At 43.2% G+C, this 22,793-nt stretch carries 22 protein-coding genes; 18 read left to right on the forward strand and 4 right to left on the reverse strand.

The genetic code is table 11. The annotated features are described in order from the left end of the window. The first annotated feature begins 247 nt into the window (after positions 1 to 247). The 11 genes from rpsN to H9564_RS06080 all read left to right on the forward strand — a co-directional run bounded on the left by rpsN (position 248) and on the right by H9564_RS06080 (position 12,210). The gene (gene rpsN, locus H9564_RS06025; RefSeq protein ID WP_191684596.1) at positions 248 to 517 is read left to right on the forward strand and encodes a 30S ribosomal protein S14; all 270 of its coding nucleotides are present in this window, start codon (positions 248 to 250) and stop codon (positions 515 to 517) included. Between the two features lie 549 nt (positions 518 to 1,066). Further along, positions 1,067 to 1,630 carry an alkyl hydroperoxide reductase subunit C gene (gene ahpC, locus H9564_RS06030; RefSeq protein ID WP_191684623.1) on the forward strand — a complete coding sequence of 188 codons (564 nt, stop codon included), beginning with the start codon at positions 1,067 to 1,069 and terminating at the stop codon, positions 1,628 to 1,630. A 20-nt stretch (positions 1,631 to 1,650) separates the two neighbouring features. Further along, entirely contained in the window at positions 1,651 to 3,306 is a 1,656-nt protein-coding gene (locus H9564_RS06035; RefSeq protein WP_191684597.1) for an FAD-dependent oxidoreductase, read from the forward strand. Between the two features lie 133 nt (positions 3,307 to 3,439). After that, positions 3,440 to 3,772, forward strand: a complete 333-nt coding sequence (locus tag H9564_RS06040) for a hypothetical protein (RefSeq protein WP_191684598.1) — start codon at positions 3,440 to 3,442, stop codon at positions 3,770 to 3,772. Beyond that, complete coding sequence (locus tag H9564_RS06045) at positions 3,769 to 5,862, forward strand: preprotein translocase subunit SecA (protein ID WP_225209575.1); 2,094 nt, start codon at positions 3,769 to 3,771, stop codon at positions 5,860 to 5,862. Before H9564_RS06040 ends, H9564_RS06045 begins: the two co-directional genes overlap by 4 nt. A gap of 20 nt (positions 5,863 to 5,882) precedes the next feature. Continuing rightward, positions 5,883 to 7,418, forward strand: a complete 1,536-nt coding sequence (gene gtfA, locus H9564_RS06050) for an accessory Sec system glycosyltransferase GtfA (protein WP_191684599.1) — start codon at positions 5,883 to 5,885, stop codon at positions 7,416 to 7,418. Continuing rightward, positions 7,411 to 8,754: an accessory Sec system glycosylation chaperone GtfB gene (gene gtfB / locus H9564_RS06055; protein WP_191684600.1), complete on the forward strand. Its 1,344-nt coding sequence runs from the start codon at positions 7,411 to 7,413 to the stop codon at positions 8,752 to 8,754. The genes gtfA and gtfB overlap by 8 nt, the downstream gene beginning before the upstream one ends. A gap of 512 nt (positions 8,755 to 9,266) precedes the next feature. Further along, positions 9,267 to 9,926, forward strand: coding sequence for an amino acid ABC transporter permease (locus H9564_RS06065; protein WP_191684601.1), 660 nt, complete (start codon positions 9,267 to 9,269; stop codon positions 9,924 to 9,926). Beyond that, entirely contained in the window at positions 9,907 to 10,587 is a 681-nt protein-coding gene (locus H9564_RS06070) for an amino acid ABC transporter permease (RefSeq protein ID WP_191684602.1), read from the forward strand. The genes H9564_RS06065 and H9564_RS06070 overlap by 20 nt, the downstream gene beginning before the upstream one ends. A 12-nt stretch (positions 10,588 to 10,599) precedes the next feature. After that, positions 10,600 to 11,340: an amino acid ABC transporter ATP-binding protein gene (locus H9564_RS06075; protein WP_191684603.1), complete on the forward strand. Its 741-nt coding sequence runs from the start codon at positions 10,600 to 10,602 to the stop codon at positions 11,338 to 11,340. A 15-nt stretch (positions 11,341 to 11,355) separates the two neighbouring features. Further along, complete coding sequence (locus H9564_RS06080; RefSeq protein WP_191684604.1) at positions 11,356 to 12,210, forward strand: transporter substrate-binding domain-containing protein; 855 nt, start codon at positions 11,356 to 11,358, stop codon at positions 12,208 to 12,210. Between the two features lie 166 nt (positions 12,211 to 12,376). On the opposite strand, the gene H9564_RS06085 is transcribed toward H9564_RS06080, so the two are convergent. Both H9564_RS06085 and H9564_RS06090 read right to left on the reverse strand, forming a co-directional pair. Beyond that, complete coding sequence (locus tag H9564_RS06085; RefSeq protein ID WP_191684605.1) at positions 12,377 to 12,655, reverse strand: type II toxin-antitoxin system Phd/YefM family antitoxin; 279 nt, start codon at positions 12,653 to 12,655, stop codon at positions 12,377 to 12,379. A 91-nt stretch (positions 12,656 to 12,746) separates the two neighbouring features. Next, a complete protein-coding gene (locus tag H9564_RS06090; RefSeq protein ID WP_191684606.1) occupies positions 12,747 to 14,150 on the reverse strand; it encodes a C69 family dipeptidase in 1,404 nt (467 codons plus the stop codon). A 401-nt stretch (positions 14,151 to 14,551) separates the two neighbouring features. Here H9564_RS06090 and H9564_RS06095 point away from each other — a divergent pair, with 401 nt between their 5' ends. The 4 genes from H9564_RS06095 (at position 14,552) to H9564_RS06110 (ending at position 18,746) form a co-directional block, all read left to right on the forward strand. Further along, the gene (locus H9564_RS06095) at positions 14,552 to 16,381 is read left to right on the forward strand and encodes a monovalent cation:proton antiporter family protein (protein WP_191684607.1); all 1,830 of its coding nucleotides are present in this window, start codon (positions 14,552 to 14,554) and stop codon (positions 16,379 to 16,381) included. Between the two features lie 68 nt (positions 16,382 to 16,449). After that, positions 16,450 to 16,635 carry a 2-hydroxymuconate tautomerase gene (locus H9564_RS06100; protein ID WP_124031687.1) on the forward strand — a complete coding sequence of 62 codons (186 nt, stop codon included), beginning with the start codon at positions 16,450 to 16,452 and terminating at the stop codon, positions 16,633 to 16,635. A gap of 68 nt (positions 16,636 to 16,703) precedes the next feature. Continuing rightward, positions 16,704 to 18,209, forward strand: a complete 1,506-nt coding sequence (gene glpK, locus H9564_RS06105; RefSeq protein ID WP_191684608.1) for a glycerol kinase GlpK — start codon at positions 16,704 to 16,706, stop codon at positions 18,207 to 18,209. Positions 18,210 to 18,245: 36 nt separating this feature from the next. Beyond that, the gene (locus tag H9564_RS06110) at positions 18,246 to 18,746 is read left to right on the forward strand and encodes a hypothetical protein (protein WP_191684609.1); all 501 of its coding nucleotides are present in this window, start codon (positions 18,246 to 18,248) and stop codon (positions 18,744 to 18,746) included. A 73-nt stretch (positions 18,747 to 18,819) separates the two neighbouring features. Here H9564_RS06110 and H9564_RS06115 read toward each other — a convergent pair whose 3' ends face one another. Further along, complete coding sequence (locus H9564_RS06115; RefSeq protein WP_191684610.1) at positions 18,820 to 19,065, reverse strand: hypothetical protein; 246 nt, start codon at positions 19,063 to 19,065, stop codon at positions 18,820 to 18,822. A 25-nt stretch (positions 19,066 to 19,090) separates the two neighbouring features. Continuing rightward, a complete protein-coding gene (locus tag H9564_RS06120; protein WP_191684611.1) occupies positions 19,091 to 19,657 on the reverse strand; it encodes a sigma-70 family RNA polymerase sigma factor in 567 nt (188 codons plus the stop codon). 218 nt (positions 19,658 to 19,875) lie between these two features. On the opposite strand from H9564_RS06120, the gene H9564_RS06125 reads away from it, so the two are divergent. The 3 genes from H9564_RS06125 (at position 19,876) to H9564_RS06135 (ending at position 22,683) form a co-directional block, all read left to right on the forward strand. Then, positions 19,876 to 20,595 (forward strand): hypothetical protein, encoded by a 720-nt coding sequence (locus tag H9564_RS06125; RefSeq protein ID WP_191684612.1) that lies wholly within the window; start codon positions 19,876 to 19,878, stop codon positions 20,593 to 20,595. A 281-nt stretch (positions 20,596 to 20,876) separates the two neighbouring features. Then, entirely contained in the window at positions 20,877 to 21,098 is a 222-nt protein-coding gene (locus tag H9564_RS06130) for a hypothetical protein (protein ID WP_191684613.1), read from the forward strand. 592 nt (positions 21,099 to 21,690) lie between these two features. Beyond that, positions 21,691 to 22,683 (forward strand): LCP family protein, encoded by a 993-nt coding sequence (locus tag H9564_RS06135; protein WP_191684614.1) that lies wholly within the window; start codon positions 21,691 to 21,693, stop codon positions 22,681 to 22,683. Positions 22,684 to 22,793 lie beyond the last annotated feature (110 nt).

The following is a 22,793-nucleotide window of genomic DNA, read 5'->3' on the forward strand; positions in this document are numbered from 1 at the left end:
CTTGTAAGTCTTACAAAAAGTTAGTATAATAAAATGTAAAGAATTGTTCGCAAATGTTAATTAATAGTTGTGTGAACCTTAATAATGTGTGGGGGTAAGCACATTTCGTTGCAGTCACATAGAAACAGGATATAAGCTAATTGGGAAAATTAAGAACGGGCTTTTACCAATTAGTTTATTTCTGTTTCGCCATTCTGTTATCGTCAATTTATTTCAAAAAGTATATATAAAAGGAGATCTTGAATATATGGCAAAAAAGTCAAAGATTGCTAAATTAAAGCACCAAGAAGCATTAGTAAAGAAGTACGCTGCCAAGCGTAAGGAATTAAAGGCCAAGGGTGACTACATTGGCTTGTCCAAGTTACCACGGAATTCCAGTGCCGTTCGTCTACACAATCGTGATCGTTACGATGGCCGTCCTCATGCTTACATGCGGAAGTTCGGTATGTCTCGTTTAACCTTCCGTGAACTCGCCCACAAAGGTCAAATTCCTGGCGTAAGAAAGGCTAGTTGGTAAATAGTAGAGTGCGAGCCCGTTAAAAGCTTCCGGTGGCTAACGATTTCTCCACCGAACGACGAACTTGTCGTCGGAGGTGGAGGTCGTTAGCTCGAGGAAGCTTAGGGCGAGCACATTTTGACTATGTTGACTTGATAATTTCTCCTGACGAAGGCGGCTTGCGCCTAGGAAGGAGTTTGCTAGCTCTAGGAAATTCGGGCGAAGCGCAGTAGCTGAGTGGGCTCACAGACGAAATTGATGAATCAATTTCTGATTCACTCCAACATTTCCACTATGCTACCTAGAACTAATTTCATACTACTAAGACTTTTAGTAAAACTATTGTTAACATAATCACGAGCGTGTGCTATACTATTAGCTAAAATAGTTAAGTAAGTAAATTAATTGATTAATAACAGTTAACTTAGGTTGGGATATCCTAAGTTGGCTGTTTTTGTTTTAAATAAATCAATTTAAAATAATTCTAATTTGGCCTTGATATTAATCTTAAATTGACTATACTAAAAAGTGTAATTAAGAATGATTCTAAATTAAGGAGAGGATTTTATGATGAACTTTATCGGTCACGAAATTGATGATTTCAAGGTTAATGCATACCAAGATGGAAAGACTAAGGAAGTTACTAAGGCCGACGTTTTAGGTAAGTGGAGCATTTTCTTCTTCTACCCAGCTGACTTTTCATTCGTTTGTCCAACTGAACTAGAAGCCCTCCAAGATAAGTATGAAGACTTCAAGAAAGCTAATGCTGATATTTATTCTGTTTCTGAAGATACAGAATTCGTTCATAAGGCATGGGCTGAAGCATCAGAAAAGATCGGTAAGATTAAGTACAACATGTTAGCCGACCCAGCTGGTAAGCTTGCCCGGATGTTTGATGTCTTAGACGAAGATGCTGGTCAAGCTTACCGTGGTGTCTTCATTGTTGACCCTGATGGTAAGATCCAATCCTACACAATTAATAACATGGGCATTGGTCGGAGCGCCGATGAAATTTTACGGACACTTCAAGCTGCCCAATTTGTTCGTGAACATGGTGATCGTGTTTGCCCTGCCAACTGGAAGCCAGGTCAAGATTCAATTAAGCCAAGTCTTGACCTTGTTGGTAAGCTTTAATTTAATAGGAGGAAACACCGATGAGCGAGCATATCTATGACTTGATCATCGTCGGTGCCGGGCCAGCTGGATTAACGGCTGGCCTTTATGCTGGTCGGGCAACCCTTGATACATTAATCCTTGAAGGAAATAGTGTCGGTGGGCAAGTAACGACGACATCCGTTGTTTATAACTATCCCGGGGTAGCAGAAGTCGACGGTACCGAACTGATGAACAAGATGCAAAAACAAGTTGCGGACTTTGGTGTTGAGATTAAGCACGCTGAAGTTACTAAGTATGATCATTTAAATGATGATGTTAAAACTGTGATTGATGCTAATGGGCAACAATATCAGGCCCGAAGCATTATTATTTCTGGTGGGGCTAACCCCAAGAAAGTTGGTTTTCCTGGTGAAGATAAATTCCGTGGTCGGGGAGTAGCATACTGTTCGACTTGTGATGGCGAACTCTTTACTGGGTTGCAAATCTTCGTTGTTGGTGGGGGTTATGCAGCAGCAGAAGAGGCTGATTACTTAAGCCGTTATGGTAAACACGTTACCGTATTGGTTCGGGGTGATCACTTTACCTGTCCACCATTGATTGCTTCTCGGGCATTGGATAATCCCAAGGTAAGTGTTGAGTATAATACCGAAGTCGAAAGCGTTGAAGGTGATGATTACCTTACCGCTGCTACCTTGGTTAATAATAAGACTGGTAAAAAGACCGTTTACCACCTTGATGATGGTGATCAGACTTTTGGTGTCTTCGTTTATGTTGGCACCCGGCCAGCAACGCAAAACCTTAAAGGGATCATCAAACTTAACCAGCAGGGTTATATCATTACTGATAATCATCGACAAACGAATATTCCTGGTGTCTTTGCTGCTGGTGACATTATTGAAAAGGAACTTCGGCAAATCGTCACAGCAACTGCTGATGGCGCTGAAGCTGCAACAGCTGCGGAAAAATATGTAACTGAACAAAAGCAGCGGCTAGGGATCCCAATTCATCTTGAAGCTAAGAAACCAGCAAAAACGGTTGGCCAAACTTCTTCCCTTGATAACCAGGAAGAAGTCACTCCCCATTCAGGTGATTGGTTAACTGCCGATATTGTGCAACAATTGCAGCCAATCTTTGCTCGTTTAACAAAGAAGATCACCTTACAGGTTCTGACCAACGAAACACCTTTAAGTGACCAACTGGTTGGCTTTGTAACCGAATTTGCTACATTGGATGAACACATAAATGTTGAAACAAAAGCAGCTCCTCTGGACGTTAAGTACCTTCCTCAATTGAGGTTGCTTGACGATACGGAAAAAGATACTGGGCTCCACTATGCTGGTATTCCAACGGGACACGAATTAAATTCGCTTGTCCTCGGTGTTTATAATGTTGTAGGACCCGGACAGACGATCTCGCCAGAAATGGTTGAACGGATCAAAAAGCTTCCTGCAGCTAATATTAAGATTGGTGTCTCACTTACTTGTCACTTCTGTCCGGATGTAGTGGCTGCATGTCAACGGATGGCAGCATTAAATCCTAACATTACTGCCACAATGATTGACCTTCAGCACTTCCCTGAACTACGAAAAGCTAAGAACATCATGAGCGTGCCTGCCACGATAATTAATGATGGTCCGGTTATCTTTGGTAGTCAGACAATGGAACAACTTGTTAAAGCAGTTGAAGAAGCATAAAAAAGCGTTTCATTTTATACTAGATAAAAAATAAATAATGTATTATTAAAGAGTTCCTTACATTCTTACTTGAGATGGGGGAGCTCTTTTTATAAAAATAGTAAGTCTGCTATAATTGAATCTAGAAAGAAGGATGGACAAATCGAGAGTACATATTACCAATACTCACCATATGATTGGGGTAGCTAAGTTAACACAGCATATGGTAACTGACATTGCAACTAAGGAACTTGGCTTTCGTGAAATCGGTGTTTTTCAATATCATGATAAAAATGAAAGCAATGATTCATTAACTGCACGATTTGACGGAATGTTGGCTGGAGTTGAAATGGGGAACGTAATTGTCTTTCAGTCGCCATCCTGGAATTCAGTTGAATGGGATACCGCGTTGCTTAAACGAACGTTGATTTATGATCACTTAAAGCGGATTATCTTCATCCATGATGTGATTCCCTTGCTGAAATGAAAACCGGTGAAGGGAAGACTTTAACTGCTACCTTAGTCTTGTATCTCAATGCTTTAAGCAAGCAGGGTGCGATTTTGGTGACACCAAATGCCTACCTGGCACAACGTGATGAGGAACAATTAGCTCCCGTTTATGAGTGGATGGGCCTAACTGTAAGTACTGGTTTTCCTAAGGATGATCCAGACCGGAAAGTTCGTCCTGAAGAAAAGCGAAAATGGTACAACTCAGATATTCTGTACACAACCGCAAGTAACCTTGCTTTCGATTACCTATTTAATAACTTGGCGGCAAATAAGGATGGTCAATATTTGCGTCCCTACCACTACGTAATTATTGATGAAGTGGACGATGTGCTTTTAGACCAGGCTACGTCACCATTTGTTGTTGCAAGTGCCCCGATGCTACAGTCTAACCTTTACCGGCTATGTGATGACTTTGTGCGGATACTTGTGCCAAAACGTGACTTTACTGTTCGCCGTCGAGACAAGGCGGTCTGGTTGACGTATAACGGTGTTCAACGTGCTGAACAATATTTTCGGATTCGGAACTTGTATGATGATGAAAGTCGTGAAGTATACCGTCATATTGCCTTGGCATTGCGGGCCCACTATTTCATGAAGAATGGTCATGATTACTTGGTTGAGAAAGGGAAGGTCGTTCTCCTTGATGAAACCGATGGTCGGCTAAAGAACGGGGTTAAAGTTAACACCGGTCTTCACCAAGCAGTTGAGCAAAAGGAACACGTTGAAGTTACTGATAACCAAAAAACGGCTGCCTCGATTACGTTCCCAAGCCTTTTTGGTTTGTTCGATAAAATCTCCGGAATGAGTGGGACCGTTAAGGGTGATGAAGACGAATTTATCAACGTTTATAATATGGAAGTTGTTCAGATTCCTACTCACAAGCCAGTTATTCGGAAAGATTATCCGGCTAAGATCTACCTAACAACTTCAGAAAAATTAAAGCAGGCTCTTAATGATGTCATCACTCTCCATAAAGCAGGACGCCCAATTTTACTAGTTGCTGGTTCAGTAGAAAATTCTGAAATTATTTCTAAATTACTCCTGGACCGGGGAATCCCGCATAACGTCCTAAACGCCTTTAATATCGCTCGAGAAGCCGCAATCGTTAAGGATGCTGGCCAGCCAGGAGCGGTAACGGTAGCGACTAATATGGCCGGACGGGGAACCGATATTAAATTAGGATCCGGTGTTAAGGAAAAAGGTGGTCTTGCCGTTATTGGGACTGAGATGCTTCCGGAACGGGTTAAATTACAGCTTGCTGGTCGTGCGGGTCGGCAGGATGATCCCGGCTCGAGTCAGTTCTATATTTCACTGGAAGATAGCTACATCGCAAAGGCAAGTACTAAACGATTCAAGAAGATGTACCGGAAGTTAGTTGAAAAACGGCGTAAAGGTGCAATGCCAAAAGAATTAAAGAGCTCACGAATCCGGTTTAGTCTTGAAATGTTAAAGAGCCGGGTAGCGGATGGTGAAGTTCGTTCACGGAAGAAGACGAATAAGTATGAAGTGGCTTTGCGGATTCAGCGGACCCAGTTCTACAAGGAACGGGCAAAGTTGATGAATAATGCCCGGCTAGAGCGAACGGTTGGTAACTGGTTAAGTGAAGGAAACGATGATTTCTTAAACACCCAGACCGAATGGACGGCTAGTCAGTTACAACACTTAATTAATGAGCACTTTACGTATAAGAAAGTCAAGGTCCCAGATAACCTAATGTATAACCGGAAAGCGCTAAAGAAATATCTTGAAGGTTTATGTACTGATATTTTGAAGGAAAAGTACAAGACCTTAATTAATACGGAGCAGTTAAACCAGTTTTACCGTTCAGCCCTGTTAACCGCGTTGGATAATTGTTGGACTGATCAGGTTAATTGCCTTAATGATTTACGAATTATTGTTGAACCATGGTCACTTTCTGGTCGTGATCCCGGTTATGTATATCAAGTAAAGGCTTTTAACTCTTACAAAAATATGCTTCGTGAAGCACGAAAAAAAGTGGTTGATAACTTGCTGCTTAGTCGGATCAAACTAAACAAGAAGAACCAACTAGTGGTTAGTTTCAACTAGTTACACGGGAGGAAGATTAGATGACTGTATATAATGTCAACCTCGGGATTGGTTGGGGAAGCAGTGGTATAGAATACGCCCAGGCTTACCGTGCGCAATCCTTGCGAAAATTAAAAGTACCAGCTAAATTTATCTTTTCAGATCTGATCTTGGCCAATAATATCGAGGATCTAACAAAGAATCTTGGCTATTCCGATGATGAGATTATCTGGTTTTACAATTTCTTTACTGACGTGAAGATTGCACCGTCAGATTACCCGTTGGGTCAATTTGAAAAGGATATTAACCTTAATGAACGGAATGCTAAACGTGAAGAAATTAATGGCGGAAAGAACTATTTCTATACTTTAGCTGATGAAGGATTATCAATTAATGTGCGTTTTCATGATCAGAAAAAGAAAACGATTGATCAAGTGTCTTACGTTGCTAATGAAGTGATGGTTAAGCGTGATTTCTACTCTTACACGAAATATGCGACCGAATATTACAATGGGGTTAAGGAAAATAATCAGGTTACCCACCGTGACTTTTACAACGAAGATGGTAGTGTTGCCTATACCCAACATGTTCGGGGACAACATGAGGTTTTTGAATTTCCTGATAAAATCTACTATTCAAAGAATGACCTTTATTTAGAAATGTTGAAACGACTGAAGTTAACCAAGGACGATACCATTATTCTTGATCGGGAAGATGATGGAAATATCTTGATTAATGGTCAATTAATTTTTGAACACCATGATCCCGCCAAGTTGGTAATCGTGGTCCATGCTGATCACTATGATGAGCACTATACTAACAAGAAGACTGTTTTATGGAACAACTTCTATGAGTACCAATTCACTCATACTAAAGATGTTGCTAGTTTTATCGTTGCTACTGATAAGCAACGTGACTTATTAAAAAAGCAATTTAAACAATATCAAAACGTACAACCAAATGTTACAACGATTCCGGTCGGTAATCTTAAACAATTAACGAAGCCGACAACTAAACGGAAACCTCATTCTCTAATTACTGCTTCCCGATTAGCTACCGAAAAGCATATTGACTGGCTAATTAAAGCAGTAGCAAAAGCCCACCAGGAAGTGCCGGATGTAACACTTGATATTTATGGCCAGGGTGGTGAAATGGGCCGGTTGAGTCAATTAATTAACCAGTATAAGGCTAACTCGTATATTCGCCTCATGGGACAACATGATCTAACTACCGTTTACCAAAAGTATGCCGCTTATATTGCTGGTTCGACTAGTGAAGGATTTGGCTTAAGTTTGCTTGAAGCAGTTGGTTCTGGCTTACCAATGATTGGTTTCGATGTTCCATATGGTAACCAGACCTTCATTGATGATGGTAAAAATGGTTACCTATTGCCGTATGCTCAGGATTGGAGTGACGATAAAAAGGTTGACCTTTTGGCCGGAGCGGTCGTCAAACTCTTTACCAAAGCCGATCAAGAAAAGTTCGTCCAGCGTTCATATGAATTGGCTGAGCCATATTTAACCGATAATGTTGCTAAACGCTGGGGAAAGCTATTGGAGGAATTGAAGAATGATTAACCTATTTGAAAAATATGACGGTAGTTCCCGTGATTTCCTTTTTTCCCAAAAAATGGCCAAAATTAAGATTCCATCAGTAGCAATGATTGATAATGGCTTTTTGCCTGATGATGTTGACTCACCATTTAAGTACTTCTGTAATTTAAATGATGACCATGATCCACTCTACTTTGATCAACTTAAGATTCCGTACTATTGGCGGATCTTGAGTACTGGCGAAAGTGGTCAGATTTATGATTTAGACAAAATGAAAGCGCGAATTATTTACAGTGCAACGGATAATTCCCGCTTTGTTAAAGAAGTCCAGTGGTTTAATGATGTTGGGACGACATCATGGGTTGATCACTACAATAACCATGGCCACCTTTTTGCTAAGACCTATTATCAAGATGGAAAAGCAACTTACCGAAAATACTTTAATAATCATGGTCAGACCGTAATTGAGTGGAATTTTGCGGCTGAAGATCTCTTCTTGGATGTGAAGGGACTCCATCGGCACTTTACGTCATTGGCTAAGTTTGTAACCTTCTACCTCCAATTCCGTAAATATAACTTGGATCACGTCTTCTATAACTCGCTGAGTCATCCGCTATGGGTGATGGATGAATTACCGGCTGGTGGAACAGATACCCTATTTTGGAATGAGGATACTGGTGCAACGATTCCTGGTAATATGCAATACCTTCTTAACAAAAATACGCGAACAAAGCACATTGTTTTCCAGAAGTACCGTGATTGGGTTCGTCGGCGAGAATTATTCCCTGAAGGAACTGGTAATGTAGCTGATTTTCATTACTTGGGGATGATTTATCCTCATCCACGAGGAAATAAACTTCAACCGCGGATTTTAATTATGACTAATTCTGATGAAATTGAACATTTGGATCAATTGGTAAATGCAATGCCAAATATTGAATTCCGGATTGCTGCAGTAACAGAAATGTCTGGGAAATTATTGGCATTTGGTGAACGACCAAATGTTGAAGTTTATCCAAATGTTAGTCGTAAGCGAGCCTTACAGTTATTAAAAGACTGTGATATTTACCTTGATATTAATCATGGTAGTGAAATTCTTGATAGTGTTCGGGCGGCATTTGAACAAAATATGTTAATTCTTGGCTTTAAGGATACTCTTCATGAGCCGCAATTTGTTGCTCCACAAAACGTCTTTGAGTCTAATCAAGCTCAGCAGATGACCCAAACAGTCTTAACAGCATTGCTCAAACCAGCGCTAATGAAGAAACTAATTGATACTCAACGTGAATATGCTAATGATTCAACTGTTGAACAGTATAAAGAAGTGATTGGGGCGATAACGGATGGCAAAGCAAGATAATAATAATGAGTCAATGATAGAAAAGCATGCCCTTGATCGGTTAAACCATGTTGAAAAGGAACACCGGAAGGCATATGCAAAAAAAGCCTGAAAAGTTTAGTCCCGCTAAAATTATCATGGGAATTATTCTAATCGTTGTTCTTTTGACCTCATTAGTAAGCATTCTCTAGTTATAAGGAGTACTAGATAGTTAATCTCTTTTGAAAACTTACAATAAGTTAGTATATCCTATTGACTTTTAGTAATTATCATGTAGAATTTAGGTAATTAATCACGAAGGGAGTTCAGATTATGCAGAGTTTTGCCATGCCAAAAGAAGTTTGTCTTGCTTGTTGCAGTGTTTGTAACAAGACTTTTGGTGTGGAAAAATTCAGTAATTTGTACTCTAGTAAATGGTTGAGATAAGTGTTTATTTTGACTGCTCATAAACTAGGCTTACAATTCTGGATTTGGAATTGCAAGCCTTTTTTATTTTAACTTCGCGGTAAAAAAGGAGAGAGGATGATCTATCGATGGATTGGACGATAATCCAGCAAAGCCTACCCAATTTCGTCCAGGGATTTAAATTAACCCTGTGGCTTTCACTGGTTGGGATTGTTGGATCGATTATTGTTGGTATCATTACGAGTTTGATTCAGTACTTTCGGATCCCGGTATTACGCCGGATGTTCGGGATTTACGTTGAGGTTGCACGAAATACCCCCTTACTAATTCAGCTATTTTTCCTGTACTATGCATTTCCGGTAATGGGGATTAAGATGACAGCTGAGACCTGTGGGATTATCGGTTTGATTTTCCTCGGTGGTGCATACATGGCTGAGGGATTTACCGGTGGTTTCAACGGGGTGAGCCAAACCCAGATTGACGCGGGAGAGGCACTGGGGATGAACCAGTACCAACTTGCCTGGTATGTCGTCTTGCCCCAAGGCTTATCGTTGAGTGTTCCGGCATTGGCAGCGAACATTATTTTCCTAATTAAGGAAACATCAATCTTTTCTGTAATCGCCATCCCGGAACTAACCAACACCGCCTTGGACTTGATCGGGATGTACTACCGGTCCAACGAATACCTGTTGATGTTGGTAATCGCCTACGCAATTATCATGATTCCAGTAATCTTACTACTTGATTGGCTTGAAAGGAGGGTCCGTTATGGCGCATTCGGGGATTAGTGTTCTCTTTGAAGGGACGAACTTTACCCGACTAATGGGCGGCCTGTGGACGTCGGTTTGGATCGCGGTTGTTTCCCTAGTGATTGGTCTTTTGATTGGGACAATCTTTGGCCTTCTGCGGACCATGCGGAGTCGGATTATCCGCTTCATCCTCTTGTTATACCTTGAATTTTTCCGGATTGTCCCGACGGTAGTCCTCTTGTTCCTGGTTTACTACATCTTGCCACGGCAATTTGATATTAACCTCCCGGCAACCTGGATGGCAGTCTTAGCGTTTTCCCTGTGGGTTGCTGCTGAATTTAGTGACATCGTTCGGGGAGCGCTTGAATCGGTTCCCCAACACCAGCGAGAATCTGGCTTAGCGTTGGGCTTGAACCAATGGCAACTTTTCCGTTATGTCTTGCTTTCCCAAGCAATCCAGCTTGAATTGCCGGCAACCATTAATTTGGCTACCCGGGTGATCAAGACGACTTCGCTGTTGCTGATGATTAGCGTTATGGATGTAATTAATGTCGGCCAACAGATTATTGAGGCGAATAACCAGACACACCCAACCGGAATCTTCTGGGTGTACGGGTTAATCTTTATCCTCTACTTTATTGTTGATTACCCATTATCACTATGGTCAAAGCACTTAACCGCAAAGGCAGAACGAAAATAGGCAGGTGGAATTATGACGGAAGAAATTCTAAAAGTTGAACATTTAAATAAGTTTTATGGTGATTGGCAAGTCCTCCACGACATTAACTTTGATCTCAAGAAGGGTGAAGTTGTGACCCTTCTTGGACCGTCTGGTTCGGGGAAGAGTACCTTGATCAGGACGCTCAATGGTCTTGAACCATTCCGGAAAGGAAGTATTTACTTTAAAGGAAAGAAAATTGATCCGACCCCGAAGGAATGGCAGAAGTTGCGTCAAGAAATCGGGATGGTTTTCCAGAGTTACGATCTTTTCCCGAACTTGACTGTGTTGGACAACATTCTCCTGGCACCAACTAAGGTTCAAGGACGGAACCGCGCGGATGTTAAAAAGGAAGCGATGGAGCTCTTGGACCGGGTCGATCTAGCAGACCAAGCTAATTCGTACCCCCGGCAATTATCCGGTGGACAAAAGCAACGGATCGCCATCGTTCGGGCATTGGCGATGCATCCTGAATTGATGCTCTTTGACGAAGTGACCGCATCACTAGATCCCGAAATGGTCCGTGGAGTTCTCGAAATTATTAAGGAGTTATCTGATCGTGATCACATGACGATGATCATTGTGACCCACGAAATGAACTTTGCTGCCCAGATTGCGGACCGGGTCCTGTTCTTAGAGAATGGCCGGATCCTGGAAGAAACCCCAGGAAAGCAATTCTTTGAACACCCACAAACCGCCAGAGCAGCAGAATTCTTATCAAGTATGGAATTTTAGGAAGGAAGAGTTAAGATGAAGAAGATTAATTGGAAGAAAATTATTGCCGGTGCCCTTACCGTAGCCGGCGCAGTCGCTTTACTTGCCGGATCAAGCTACGTTAAGCCAACTACCGCCAGTGCCGCAAGTAACTCAAGTTCTGTTTCCGCCATTAAGAAGCGGGGAACGCTCCGGGTCGCTGTCTTTGGTGACTTACCTCCATATGGTTGGGTAAACAAAGACGGTAAGCGGGTTGGTTATGATGTCGAGTTAGCCCGTCAAATGGCCAAGGATCTTGGAGTAAAGCCAAAGTTCATCCAAGTTAACGCCAATAACCGGGTGGATACTTTGAACTCCAACAAGGCCGATATCGTTTTGGCTAACTTCACCGTTACCCCAGAACGGAAGAAGGTCGTTGATTTCGCTAAGCCTTACATGAAGGTTTCTGTTGGTGTCGTTTCTCCTAAGAAGAAGGCCATCACCAAGGTTAGCCAATTGAAGGGTAAAAAAGTCATCGTTACCAAGGGAACTACTGCTGAAAACTACTTCACCAGTAAGCAACCCGGCGTTCAACTCTTAAAGTTTGACTCCAAGACCCAACAATTCAATGCCTTGAAGAATAACCGTGCTGCTGCCTTGGCCGATGATAACTCTTACCTCTATGCTTGGGTAAAGAAGAACCCGAAGTATACTGTTGGTATCAAGAGCATCGGTCCTAAGCAATACATTTCCCCAGCCGTTAAGAAAGGTAACAAGTCCCTCCTCGATTGGTCCAACAAGGAAATCACCAAGTTAACCAAGAAGGGCTTCTTCACCCAAGACTACAACAGCCAATTAAAGCCTTACTTCGGCAGCGAAGTAAAGCCGGGAGATATTGTGTTGGATAAGTAGGGTGTGAGCCAGCATAGAGCCTGCGGAAAGTTAGCAATTTCTCCTGGCGAACACGTTTCGGCTAGGTTGCCTAGGATTGCTAGTCGGAGATCGCGGTCACAACAATGCCTATCTCAACCAAAATAAAAACCAGTCAGCAATTTTTACGTTGTTGACTGGTTTTTATTTATTTAAAATTATCCCAATAATCATCAGTTGATTTAACAATTGGATCATCGGGAAGGACATTCATGCCAATTAACTTATCCCGGGCAATTGCAAAGTCTAACGAGTTCTCTTTACCATGTGTCGCATCAAGGAGAGTATCTAATTCACCTTTAGAAAAGATCGCAACTGCTTTTTGCTTTGTACGGGTAATAAGAATTGTTTGCTTGTCTTCGCTGACTTGGTCAAGGTAATTGTTAAGGTGTTTTTTAAAGTTAGCTTCAGTGGTTGTAATCGCCATGCTAATCGCATCCTTATGTGTAATATTACAACCTATTTTAAACCAAAAAAAGCGCCGATAATAAGCCTATCAGCACTTTATCTTTATCCCATTACAGATTCTCATCCGTCTTAAAGTTCAATTCACAATAATCGGTCATCTTAGTAATCAATTCTAGAGCTAAGTTCTTGTAAGCCGTCAAAGTATCGGTAGCAAACTTGTCGCTTTGGTCATTCAAGTAATCGGTCAATGCATCACCATGCAATGTAGGAACTGTCTCGTCCGTCACCCGAATAAGCTTTTGAGCAGCGCTGTTCCGTTCTTTTTGAACATCCCGGAGAAGGGGAAGGAAGTCGTGGAGGTGACTATCAACCAGGACACTAGCATGCTTGAAGATCCAGTAAGCTGAATTTAATTGAGCTGGTAATTTTCCGCGGCCATATGGGGCAGGAAGCTTCGTGATCCCATTAAAGAATGGGACATAGGTACTTTCGTTAGCAACTCCCATGGCGAGCCAGTGGATGCTTGGACCCTTTCGTCCAGTTTGGAGAACGTGTGATTCCTGTGTCTTTGCCAGGCTGATTGGCCGGTACTTATGAGCGTTCGGACCATCAGTGAGTGGATCAAATTTGGTTCCTTCATAGTGGTTGCTCAAGTAGTTTTGGGCATCAATAACTGAAAGTAAACGATCCGGCTTCATCAAGAATGGCAATTCGGTTGATTCTGGAGTTTCGTCGCTAGCTTGGCTTGGACTGAACATCTGGTGACCAATCCAGACTCGTGGTTCACTGTAGATTGCGTCGGAACGATCCGCGGTTCCAAAGATCTTACGGAAATTAAATGTGCTTGGGTCGGGGTTCAAGTGGTTCTTTTCGACAAACTCTTGGATCCCAGGTTGGAACATGAAGTTGTCCGGATCGTTGAAGTCGATTTCTTGGATTGCCAATTGGTTAGCAACTACCGCGTAGCAATCATCCGGGATCCGTTGGGCAACCCAGTAGTGCCCCGCACCGGTTTCAAAGTACCAGGCTTCATCATCATCGGCGAATAGGACACCATTTGTTTCGCCAGTTCCGTACTTGGCAATCAGGCTACCCAGGCGGAGAACCCCTTCACGGGCAGTTTTTACAAATGGCAATACAACGGTGACCATTGCTTCCTCGTTCACCCCGTTCTTTACCAGTGGGTCCGCACCAAGGACTAGGCTATTGGAGTAGGCACTTTCGGTCGCACTCATTGCAACACCGTATTCGTTAATCCCGTCTTCTTCGAACAGCCCATACTTGTCCGTCCATTCTGGAGTAGCGGAATAACGGGCACTATCGTCTGGTAAGTCGATTTCAAGCTTAGTTTCTTTTGAAGTAAACTTTCGTGGAACCGCACCATGTGGGTGGATTACCATGTGCTTTGGCCAGGCAGCCTTGGCATCTTCGTTTCGCCCAATCATGATTGAGCCGTCAATGCTGGCTTTTTTCCCAATCAAAATACTCGTACATGCGGATAATTTGTTTGGCATATCTAAAACCCCTTTTAAAATTAATTTATCTCACCATTTTAAGAAACGGTGACACTATCCTTACTATCGTTACCTCAATTATACACCGCACTACTTAGCAAAGATTGGAAAAAGCATTTTATTTTTAAGTATCAATATATAACTAACGCTTTTTAAAATTACAGAGTCTAATCGCGGGAATCCATAGGCTAGCTTCGCGTCGTAACCAGAGCCTTTGAGTCTAACGCAGCGGAGCAAGCCTATTTGGCTACGAACGACTCTGATGATTTCATCATCATTCATCGTTCTAGGTTAGCCAACCAGGCTCCCTAAAAGGTTAATTCCCAGCTTGAATATTTATTGGTGTTCACCATAAAAAGATCATATAATGAGGTAATTATTTTCGAGAGAGAAGGTAGAACATGGAACAACTATCACTATTGATTGTGATGTTGGCCGCACTAATAATTCCAATTGTGATGGCCCGTTTTAAGGTCTCAAGCATCCCGACCGCGGTTGCGGAAATCGTCATCGGGATCCTTTTAGGAAAAAGTGCGTTTAATGTCGTTCAGGAAACGGGTTACTTGCACCTCCTGTCTAGCCTTGGGGTGATCCTGTTAATGTTCCTTTCCGGGATGGAGATTAACTTTGATCTCTTCAAAAAGACACCCGGACAGAAGCGGACAGCTAATTCGCCAGTCTCAATGGCCGCGCTGAGCTTTACTTGTGTCATCATCACCGCATTCCTACTGGGGGTTATTCTCCACTTCATGGGCTTCTTTTCGGACATCCTCTTAGGGACGATTCTTTTTTCAACGGTGGCCTTAGGAGTGGTCATTGCAACCCTGAAGGAAAAGGAAATCTTGGGTCGGCCAATGGGGCAAACGATCCTCTTGACGGCGGTCTTGGGTGAAGTAGTCCCGATGATTGCACTGACCTTTTACGCCTCGATCTACGGTCATAATGCTGGCCGTCTGTGGTTGATTGTCCTCCTTTTCTTGGCGGCAATTATCCTCTTACGACGGTTCCAGCAACCATACATCTGGTTCAATAAGGTCTCCAAGGCCACGACCCAGCTTGATATCCGGCTAGCCTTCTTCCTGATCTTTACCCTGGTTACCGTTGCCGAAACTGTCGGTGCGGAAAATATCCTGGGGGCTTTTCTTGCGGGGATGGTCATGAAGCTCCTCGAACCAAGTGAAGCTACTCAGGAGAAACTAACTTCGATCGGTTACGGCTTCTTTATCCCGGTCTTCTTCATCATGACTGGGGTCCGCCTTGATCTGAAATCATTATTCGCTAATAAGACGGCCTTAGCCTTGATCCCAGTTTTAGTTCTCTGCTTTATCATCGCCAAGTTGCCAACGGTCTTGGTTTACCGGCGGCGCTTTAACGGGCGTAATTCCTTCGCTGGTGGTTTCTTAACGGTAACGACTATTACGTTGGTTTTGCCTTCGTTGCAAGTTGCTCAAAACCTCCATGCGATTACCAGTAGTCAATCGGCTGCCTTTGTCCTGGCCGCGGTGATCGTTTGTATCGTTGCCCCAATCGTCTTCAATTCTAGCTACAAGTTGGCTAAGGAAGACCTCGTTAAGGAACGGGTTGTCATTATCGGTAGTAATATTCTGACTGTCCCGGTTGCCCAGCAGCTTTCTCATAACTGGTACAATGTGCGAATGCTGACGGACCAGGAGGATAACTATAAGACCTTCAATAGTGAGGTTGATGACTTGAAGTACTTCCCCGAGATTACTGAAGAGGTCTTGGAAGAGCGCAAGTACTTTGATACCGACGTCATGGTCCTCGGTTTCCGGAAAGACGAGAAGAATTACCGGTTGGCGAACCTGGCTAAACAGCACGGGGTCAAGCGGGTAATCGCAAGTGTCCAGAATCCAAAGACGGCAGTGGATCACATTGAAGAACTTCACCGTCTTGGCGTGGAAATCTTCAATAGTTACATGGTTCAAAACAGTGTCTTGCGTTCCCTGATCGAGTCGCCATCAGTCTTTGAAATGCTGATGAGTGCCCATTCTGGACTTTTCGAAGTCACAATCCGCAACCGGCGCTACGTTGGAGCAGAATTGCATGAGTTGCCATTGATTGATCAGATCACGATCAGTCGGATTTACCGGAAGCACCGACCAATCTCACCAAATGGTGATACCGTCATCGAATACGGTGATCACATTCTTTATACCGGGCCATATGAGATCGTTAACGAAGTTCGTCAACGGCTTGGTCGTCGGGGTTAAGAAGAATGATTGCCGGACACCTGGTGATATGGTAAGATTAAAGAAAATTGAACAAGGAGGGCACACAGATGCCATTAGTACATATTGACTTACTTGAAGGTCGGACCGATGAACAATTGAAGGCCTTGGTAAAGGACGTTACTGCTGCTATTTCTAAGGATGCCAACGTTCCAGCCGAACGGATCCACATCGTATTGAACGAAATGCGTAAGGATCGTTACAGTGTTGCCGGCAAGATGGTTAGCGACAAGTAAGATAAAGGGGTCGGGAAAGGCAGAACTTTCCCGACCTTTTTTTAGCTCAAACGAAAAGGATGATTACTTTGAATGAACAACAATATGTAATGGCGATTGACGAAGGGACGACCAGCACCCGGGCCATTATCTTTGATCATGATGGTAATAAGGTGGCCATGAGCCAACAAGAATTTCCCCAATACTTCCCGAAGCCAGGATGGGTGGAACACGATGCACTAGAGATCTGGGATGCTGTCCAGTCGGTCATCTCTGACGTAATGATCAAGTCACAGATCCCCCCGTATAAGATTGCTTCAATCGGGATTACCAACCAACGGGAAACAACCATTATTTGGGATCGCCACACCGGAAAGCCGATCTACCATGCGATCGTTTGGCAATCAAAGCAAACTAGCGCGATTGCGGAAGACTTGATTAAGGACGGCTATAAGGACATGATCCACCAAAAGACGGGGCTGGTGATTGACTCCTACTTTGCCGCCACCAAGATTAAGTGGATCCTGGATCGGGTTCCGGGAGCCCGGGAGAAGGCCGCTAATGGTGATCTCCTCTTTGGGACGATCGATACCTGGCTGCTATGGAACCTTTCCGGACGGCGGGTTCACGCGACTGATGTCACTAATGCTAGCCGGACGATGCTTTTTAATATTCACGATCTGAAGTGGGATGATGATATCCTGAAGCTCTTGAATATCCCGAAGGCAATGCTGCCAGAGGTAAAGCCGAGTTCAGCAATCTATGGTTATACCGGGGACTACCACTTCTACGGTGTCCAGATCCCGATTGCCGGAATTGCCGGGGACCAGCAGGCAGCCCTGTTTGGTCAAGCGGCTTACGAGAAGGGATCCGTCAAGAATACTTACGGCACCGGGGCCTTTATTGTGATGAACACTGGCCTGGAGCCGACCCTCTCTGATAATGGTTTATTGACAACGATTGCTTACGGGATTAATGGTGAGACCCACTATGCCCTGGAAGGGAGTATCTTCGTTGCCGGTTCTGCCGTTCAATGGTTGCGGGATGGTCTGCAGCTCTTTGAACATGCTAGTGAATCAGAAAAGATGGCCGTCGATGCGAAAACCACTGGTGGCGTTTATGTTGTCCCATCCTTTACTGGACTGGGTGCGCCATACTGGGATCAGGAAGTCCGTGGGGCAATGTTTGGCCTGACCCGGGGGACCAACCGGGGGCACATTATCCGGGCAACCCTAGAAGCGATCGCCTACCAGTCCAGGGATGTTGTCGATACAATGGTCAAAGATACTCAATTACCACTGAAGGCCTTAACCGTTAATGGTGGAGCATCGCGGAACAACTTCATGATGCAGTTCCAAGCCGATATCCTTCAAACCCCAATCAGACGCGCGGCCATGGAAGAAACTACCGCCTTGGGAGCAGCTTTCCTCGCCGGTTTAGCCGTCGACTTTTGGCATGACCAGGATGAAGTGAAGAAGCTTTCTAAGATCGGGGATGAATTTAATCCTCAAATGGCCGAAGATAAAGCAACACAACTTTACCAGGGCTGGCAACAAGCCATCAAAGCGGCCCAATTCTTTAGTCACGGTAAGTAGTGACGAAAACATTTAATCCCGAAAGGAGTTTTTTAAGTGAACCAGAACGTCAACCCGCAAAAATTGATTGATGATATGCAACGGTGGATTACCGCAACCCGTGAGGATCAGGTGTGGACCCAACACGAATCCCTGTACCTTGAAGTCCTTGCCCAGTGGAAGGCGGTCAACCGTTACCGCCCAGAACACGGGACTGCGGAGGATCAACGTTTGTACCAGCTTTACTGGACCGCGATGGATCAGTGGCACCAGTCATTCTCTCAGCAAAGCGAGGAGATCTTTGACGCCATGCCGATCCAAGCAACGGATAAGGCCGGCTTCTATGACGGGATCCTGCAGGAATTACAGTCATCTATTCTGGAACGGATTCCCAAGATTCAGCAGGGGAAGATTGTCCGGATGACGAGTTTCTTAAATATTCTCCGGGTGAGCCTCAATGACATGACTAAGCTTAGTCTCGATGACTTGAGCGTGGTCGACATGTCACTCCTGTTGGACTATTGGAAGTTCTTGGGGGATGCGCTACGGGAATTCTAAAAACAAGCTAGAAATTAGCTATTGAAAAGAGACGAGGAAAGCAGAACGCATTCCTCGTCTCTTTTTCTCTATATTATTGCTTACGAAGCCAGTTAGTCAAAAAATCTTTAAGCAAGGCCGCATCTTCTCGGGTGAGGGAGAAGGTGTTGTCAAACGTGTGCCCATCAAAGCCGACATTGGTTAAAAGTAGCTCAAGGCGATCCGCTTCTTCCTGGCTGGGCTTAATGCTGAGTTCATTTTGGCAACCATCGTCCTGGTCTTCACCGTCATAACAAGAGTGGAACCACTGATCATGATTGCTTGTTTGATGTTGATTCACAATACCACCTCACCGGTATTATAGACTAGATCGGACAATCAAGCGACCGGGCTTTCTTAATTAGTCCCCGTTTCCATGAATAAACGGACTGACGGGAGACATTATACTTCTTAGCAATCTCGGCGTCCTTGAGATCCAAGAGGAGGACTGCTTTGAGGTAGCGCTTTTCATTTGGTGAACAGCAAGCTGCTAGTTGGGTAAAAAAGTCGCTGTTCTCAAGATGGGCAAAACCGACTTGACTGCTGGGATCAAAGTTAAAGCGATTACGGGTGGTTTCATCTAGAGATTCGTCATTCATCGAACCGAGCCAGTGTTCCTTTTCCCAGACTTGCCGGCGCAACTTGTCCAATAGTCGCCAGTAGATCCGCTTAAAGGCAAAGTTCATTAACTGCCGTTCGTTTTCCGGATCGGTTGGGTCGTCGGGAAACTTCGTGTAGGCTTGGCCGAAGATCAGGCATCCTTCCTGGAAGAAGTCGTCGTAGCAGTCATGCATTGGTGAAAGGTGGAGCTGCTTTAAGACGCTGTGGACGAGATTAATTCGCTTGTTTGTCGATAAATAAACGAGACCTTCAATAATTTTTTCATTTGTCATTTGGAAACATCCTTTGTGAGATTATTCCCAAGAGCTCTTGAGTGACTTAAAGTTATCAAAAAGCCGCTGACTGAGCGAGTGATAGAAAATGGTCTAATCCGCTTAAAAAGCTGTTGACACCGGTTGCATAATCGCATATTGTATTATTTGTTATTAAATGAGCAAATTTTAGATTAATTATGCTTAAATTTACGATTTGCAAAGGGAGGGCCACCTACATGAATGGAATAGTTGATATTTCACGACTAGGGGAGCTTGAGGATTACTTAGTTACGAGCGGTTTCCAGCCGCGTTGGGATAATGTTTTATTGATGACGGGATATGATCGGGAAAGAACGTACGTGTTGACACGCGATGGTGAAGGGATCATTTTACCGAAGCGCTTGAAAGAAGTCCTGCACGATTTCAGTGAGTGGGCGGACGTTCCGCGGATTGAAATGCAGATCCTGTATCGGATGGTCGGGGGACACACACCGGGGATTATCGCTGGTCACTATGAGTTAGTACCGACGTGTGGACAGGGCAACTGCCGGGTTGCTTATTACATGGCCCACCACATGGATAATTACCAGTTGAACCAGGAAAATAAGAATATCTTGATCACATTTAAAGGAGCTAATCAACGACTAATCACGGTTATGGTCGATGCTTGTATGGCAACTTTTAACCGCCTTTTGCAACAAGCTCATGCAGTGGGGAAGATCCAGCTGGAGTCGGTGAAGAACCTTTGTAATAAATTTGGGATTGGTGATCAAGAACTGAACCATCTTTCCTGTACCACGACTTACCATGAACGTTACCTTCATCGGAAACAATACGAAAAAGTTTTCCTGGATCAAATTTTAGATGGAGTTAAGCAGACGGCGGATAAGTGCTATGGGGATGACTTGAGCACTGATTTTTATGCCCAATTGCGGCGGACTTTGACCTTATATTAGAAAATTTTATATACAAAAGACTAACAATTTGTCTGATAATCTATTATGATATGAGGAGAAGGGGGATATTCAGAGCGGAAAGGCATGGAAGTGTTATTATGAAGAATGTTTCTAAACAAAGTGGATTTACATATGCCAAAAAGGTTTTGGCTGATCCAGATCAAGCAGCCTTGATATTCTAGCTGGAATTTCGGCCCTTCGATGAAGATGAACTTGCTGTTCTGATCGATAGTGAAAGTACAGCAATTGAGCTTGCATTACAAAAGCTACGTGAGAACGGTGTGGTCAATCCAATTAAGGACGACAAACAAAAATGGACACTATCAAATGATGGTGAAGACTTACGGAATATGTTAATTTCGTTAAGTGTTTGGGGTCGTCAACGAATGGATGACCAAGAAGAGATTATCCCACAACTGATTGTTGAACCGGAACAGGTTGCTGACTTAAAGTCCCTGGTTAAGTTTCGGGATGAAGTTGTGCGGAAGTATATGAATATTTAGTGAGATATGAGAATAGAAGTAGAACAAGGTCACGGATGAAGTTCTGTGACCTTGTTTTTTAGGTTAAAATTAATTCTTTTAGCAAGATGTTCTTTAATCTTTTGTGAAAATTTTATATAATCACTAACTGTAGGTCATTGCCTATATTCCCAATCTCTAAAAATTGTGTCAACACAGATTTTTATTCATGGGCGATGACTAGATTGTGATTCTTTTGGCAGGAAAATTACCAAAAGGGTTAATGAAGAGCTGCTTTGGCGGCTCTTATTTTTTAGGCCAATTACTTCTTAACTGTTAGTCATAGCCTAAATTATAGTTAATAAGTGATAAAAGAAGAGTATGTAAAAAGTGAACGGTTGCTGAAAATTGATTCGGAAAGGTTAGTGAAAAAAGCATTTTTATTATTTAAGGTAGCTAAAATGCTGGTATTGAAGCTAATTAGTAGAAGGAAAATTATTATTCTAGCGATAACCCAATCAAGCGTTTTTACTTGACAACCTTTCAAAGCGGCTTGAAATAGACAATTTTTTACAGTATGATATAAAAATTAAAGTTTATAGAAAAATTAAATAATGCGTGGGGAGATATTAGTATGTCGGAAAATGATTGGTCTTCAGAAAATAGCGTAGAAAAGCACCATCACCATAGACATCATCACCACCACCGTCACCATCATATGCGGCGGGGATGGAAGATCTTTTGGTCAATCCTGGGAGCCTTGGTTATCATTGCTTTGATTTTTGCGGGAGTTGCGTACCATAATTTGGATGTGACGACTGATAACATGTATAGCACTTCAGGGGCCAATACCAAGCGAAATGCACAACAAGTACTAGCACAAAAGAAACCAGTATCAATCCTCTTAATGGGAACAGATACCGGTGAATTTGGCCGGACAGAAAAGGGACGGACAGATACGTTAATGATTATGACCCTCAATCCCAAAACGAAGACAACTACTGTGGTTAGTCTTCCGCGGGATATGAAGGTCAACCTACCTGGTTATCCTGAATATTCACCGTCAAAGATTAACGCTGCCTATACTTACGGTGGAGTTAAGGAAGCAATTAATACCGTTCAAAAAGAATTTAATATTCCAATCGACTTCTACCTCTTGGTTAATATGAACGGTTTGGAAAAAGCAATTAATAAAGTTGGCGGAGTCGATGTGGTTTCACCATTAACCTTTACCTATGAAGGACATTCATTTGAAAAAGGAAAGAAGTATCACCTAAATGGTAAAGAAGCTCTCGCCTTCAGTCGGATGCGATATGATGATCCGAATGGTGATTATGGTCGCCAACAACGACAACGATTAATCATTGCAGCCTTACTAAAGAAGTCAGTTTCATACAAGACAGTCCTTAATAAGAGCTTTTTGAATTCAATCGCTGATAGTTCACAGACTGATCTTACAATGCACAACATGTTACAACTTGCCCAGCATTATTCCGACGCTCGTGACCATATCGTTCAGGACCACGCTGAAGGAGATAACGACAACGAAGGCGGTGTTTCCTTCCAAACCGTCAACAACGACGAACGTCAACGGATCACGAATTTAGTGGAGAAGTCACTAGAATGAGAGCCACGACGAACTAGCAATCGAGCACTAAGGGATTCCCGGCCGATGATTGGCTTGCAATCAAGGACGGGATATTTAGGCGGAGATTGCGGTCGTGGCGAACATATTTA

The sequence above is a fragment of the Limosilactobacillus avistercoris genome, from assembly GCF_014836425.1.
Taxonomy (GTDB): Bacteria; Bacillota; Bacilli; order Lactobacillales; family Lactobacillaceae; genus Limosilactobacillus; species Limosilactobacillus agrestimuris.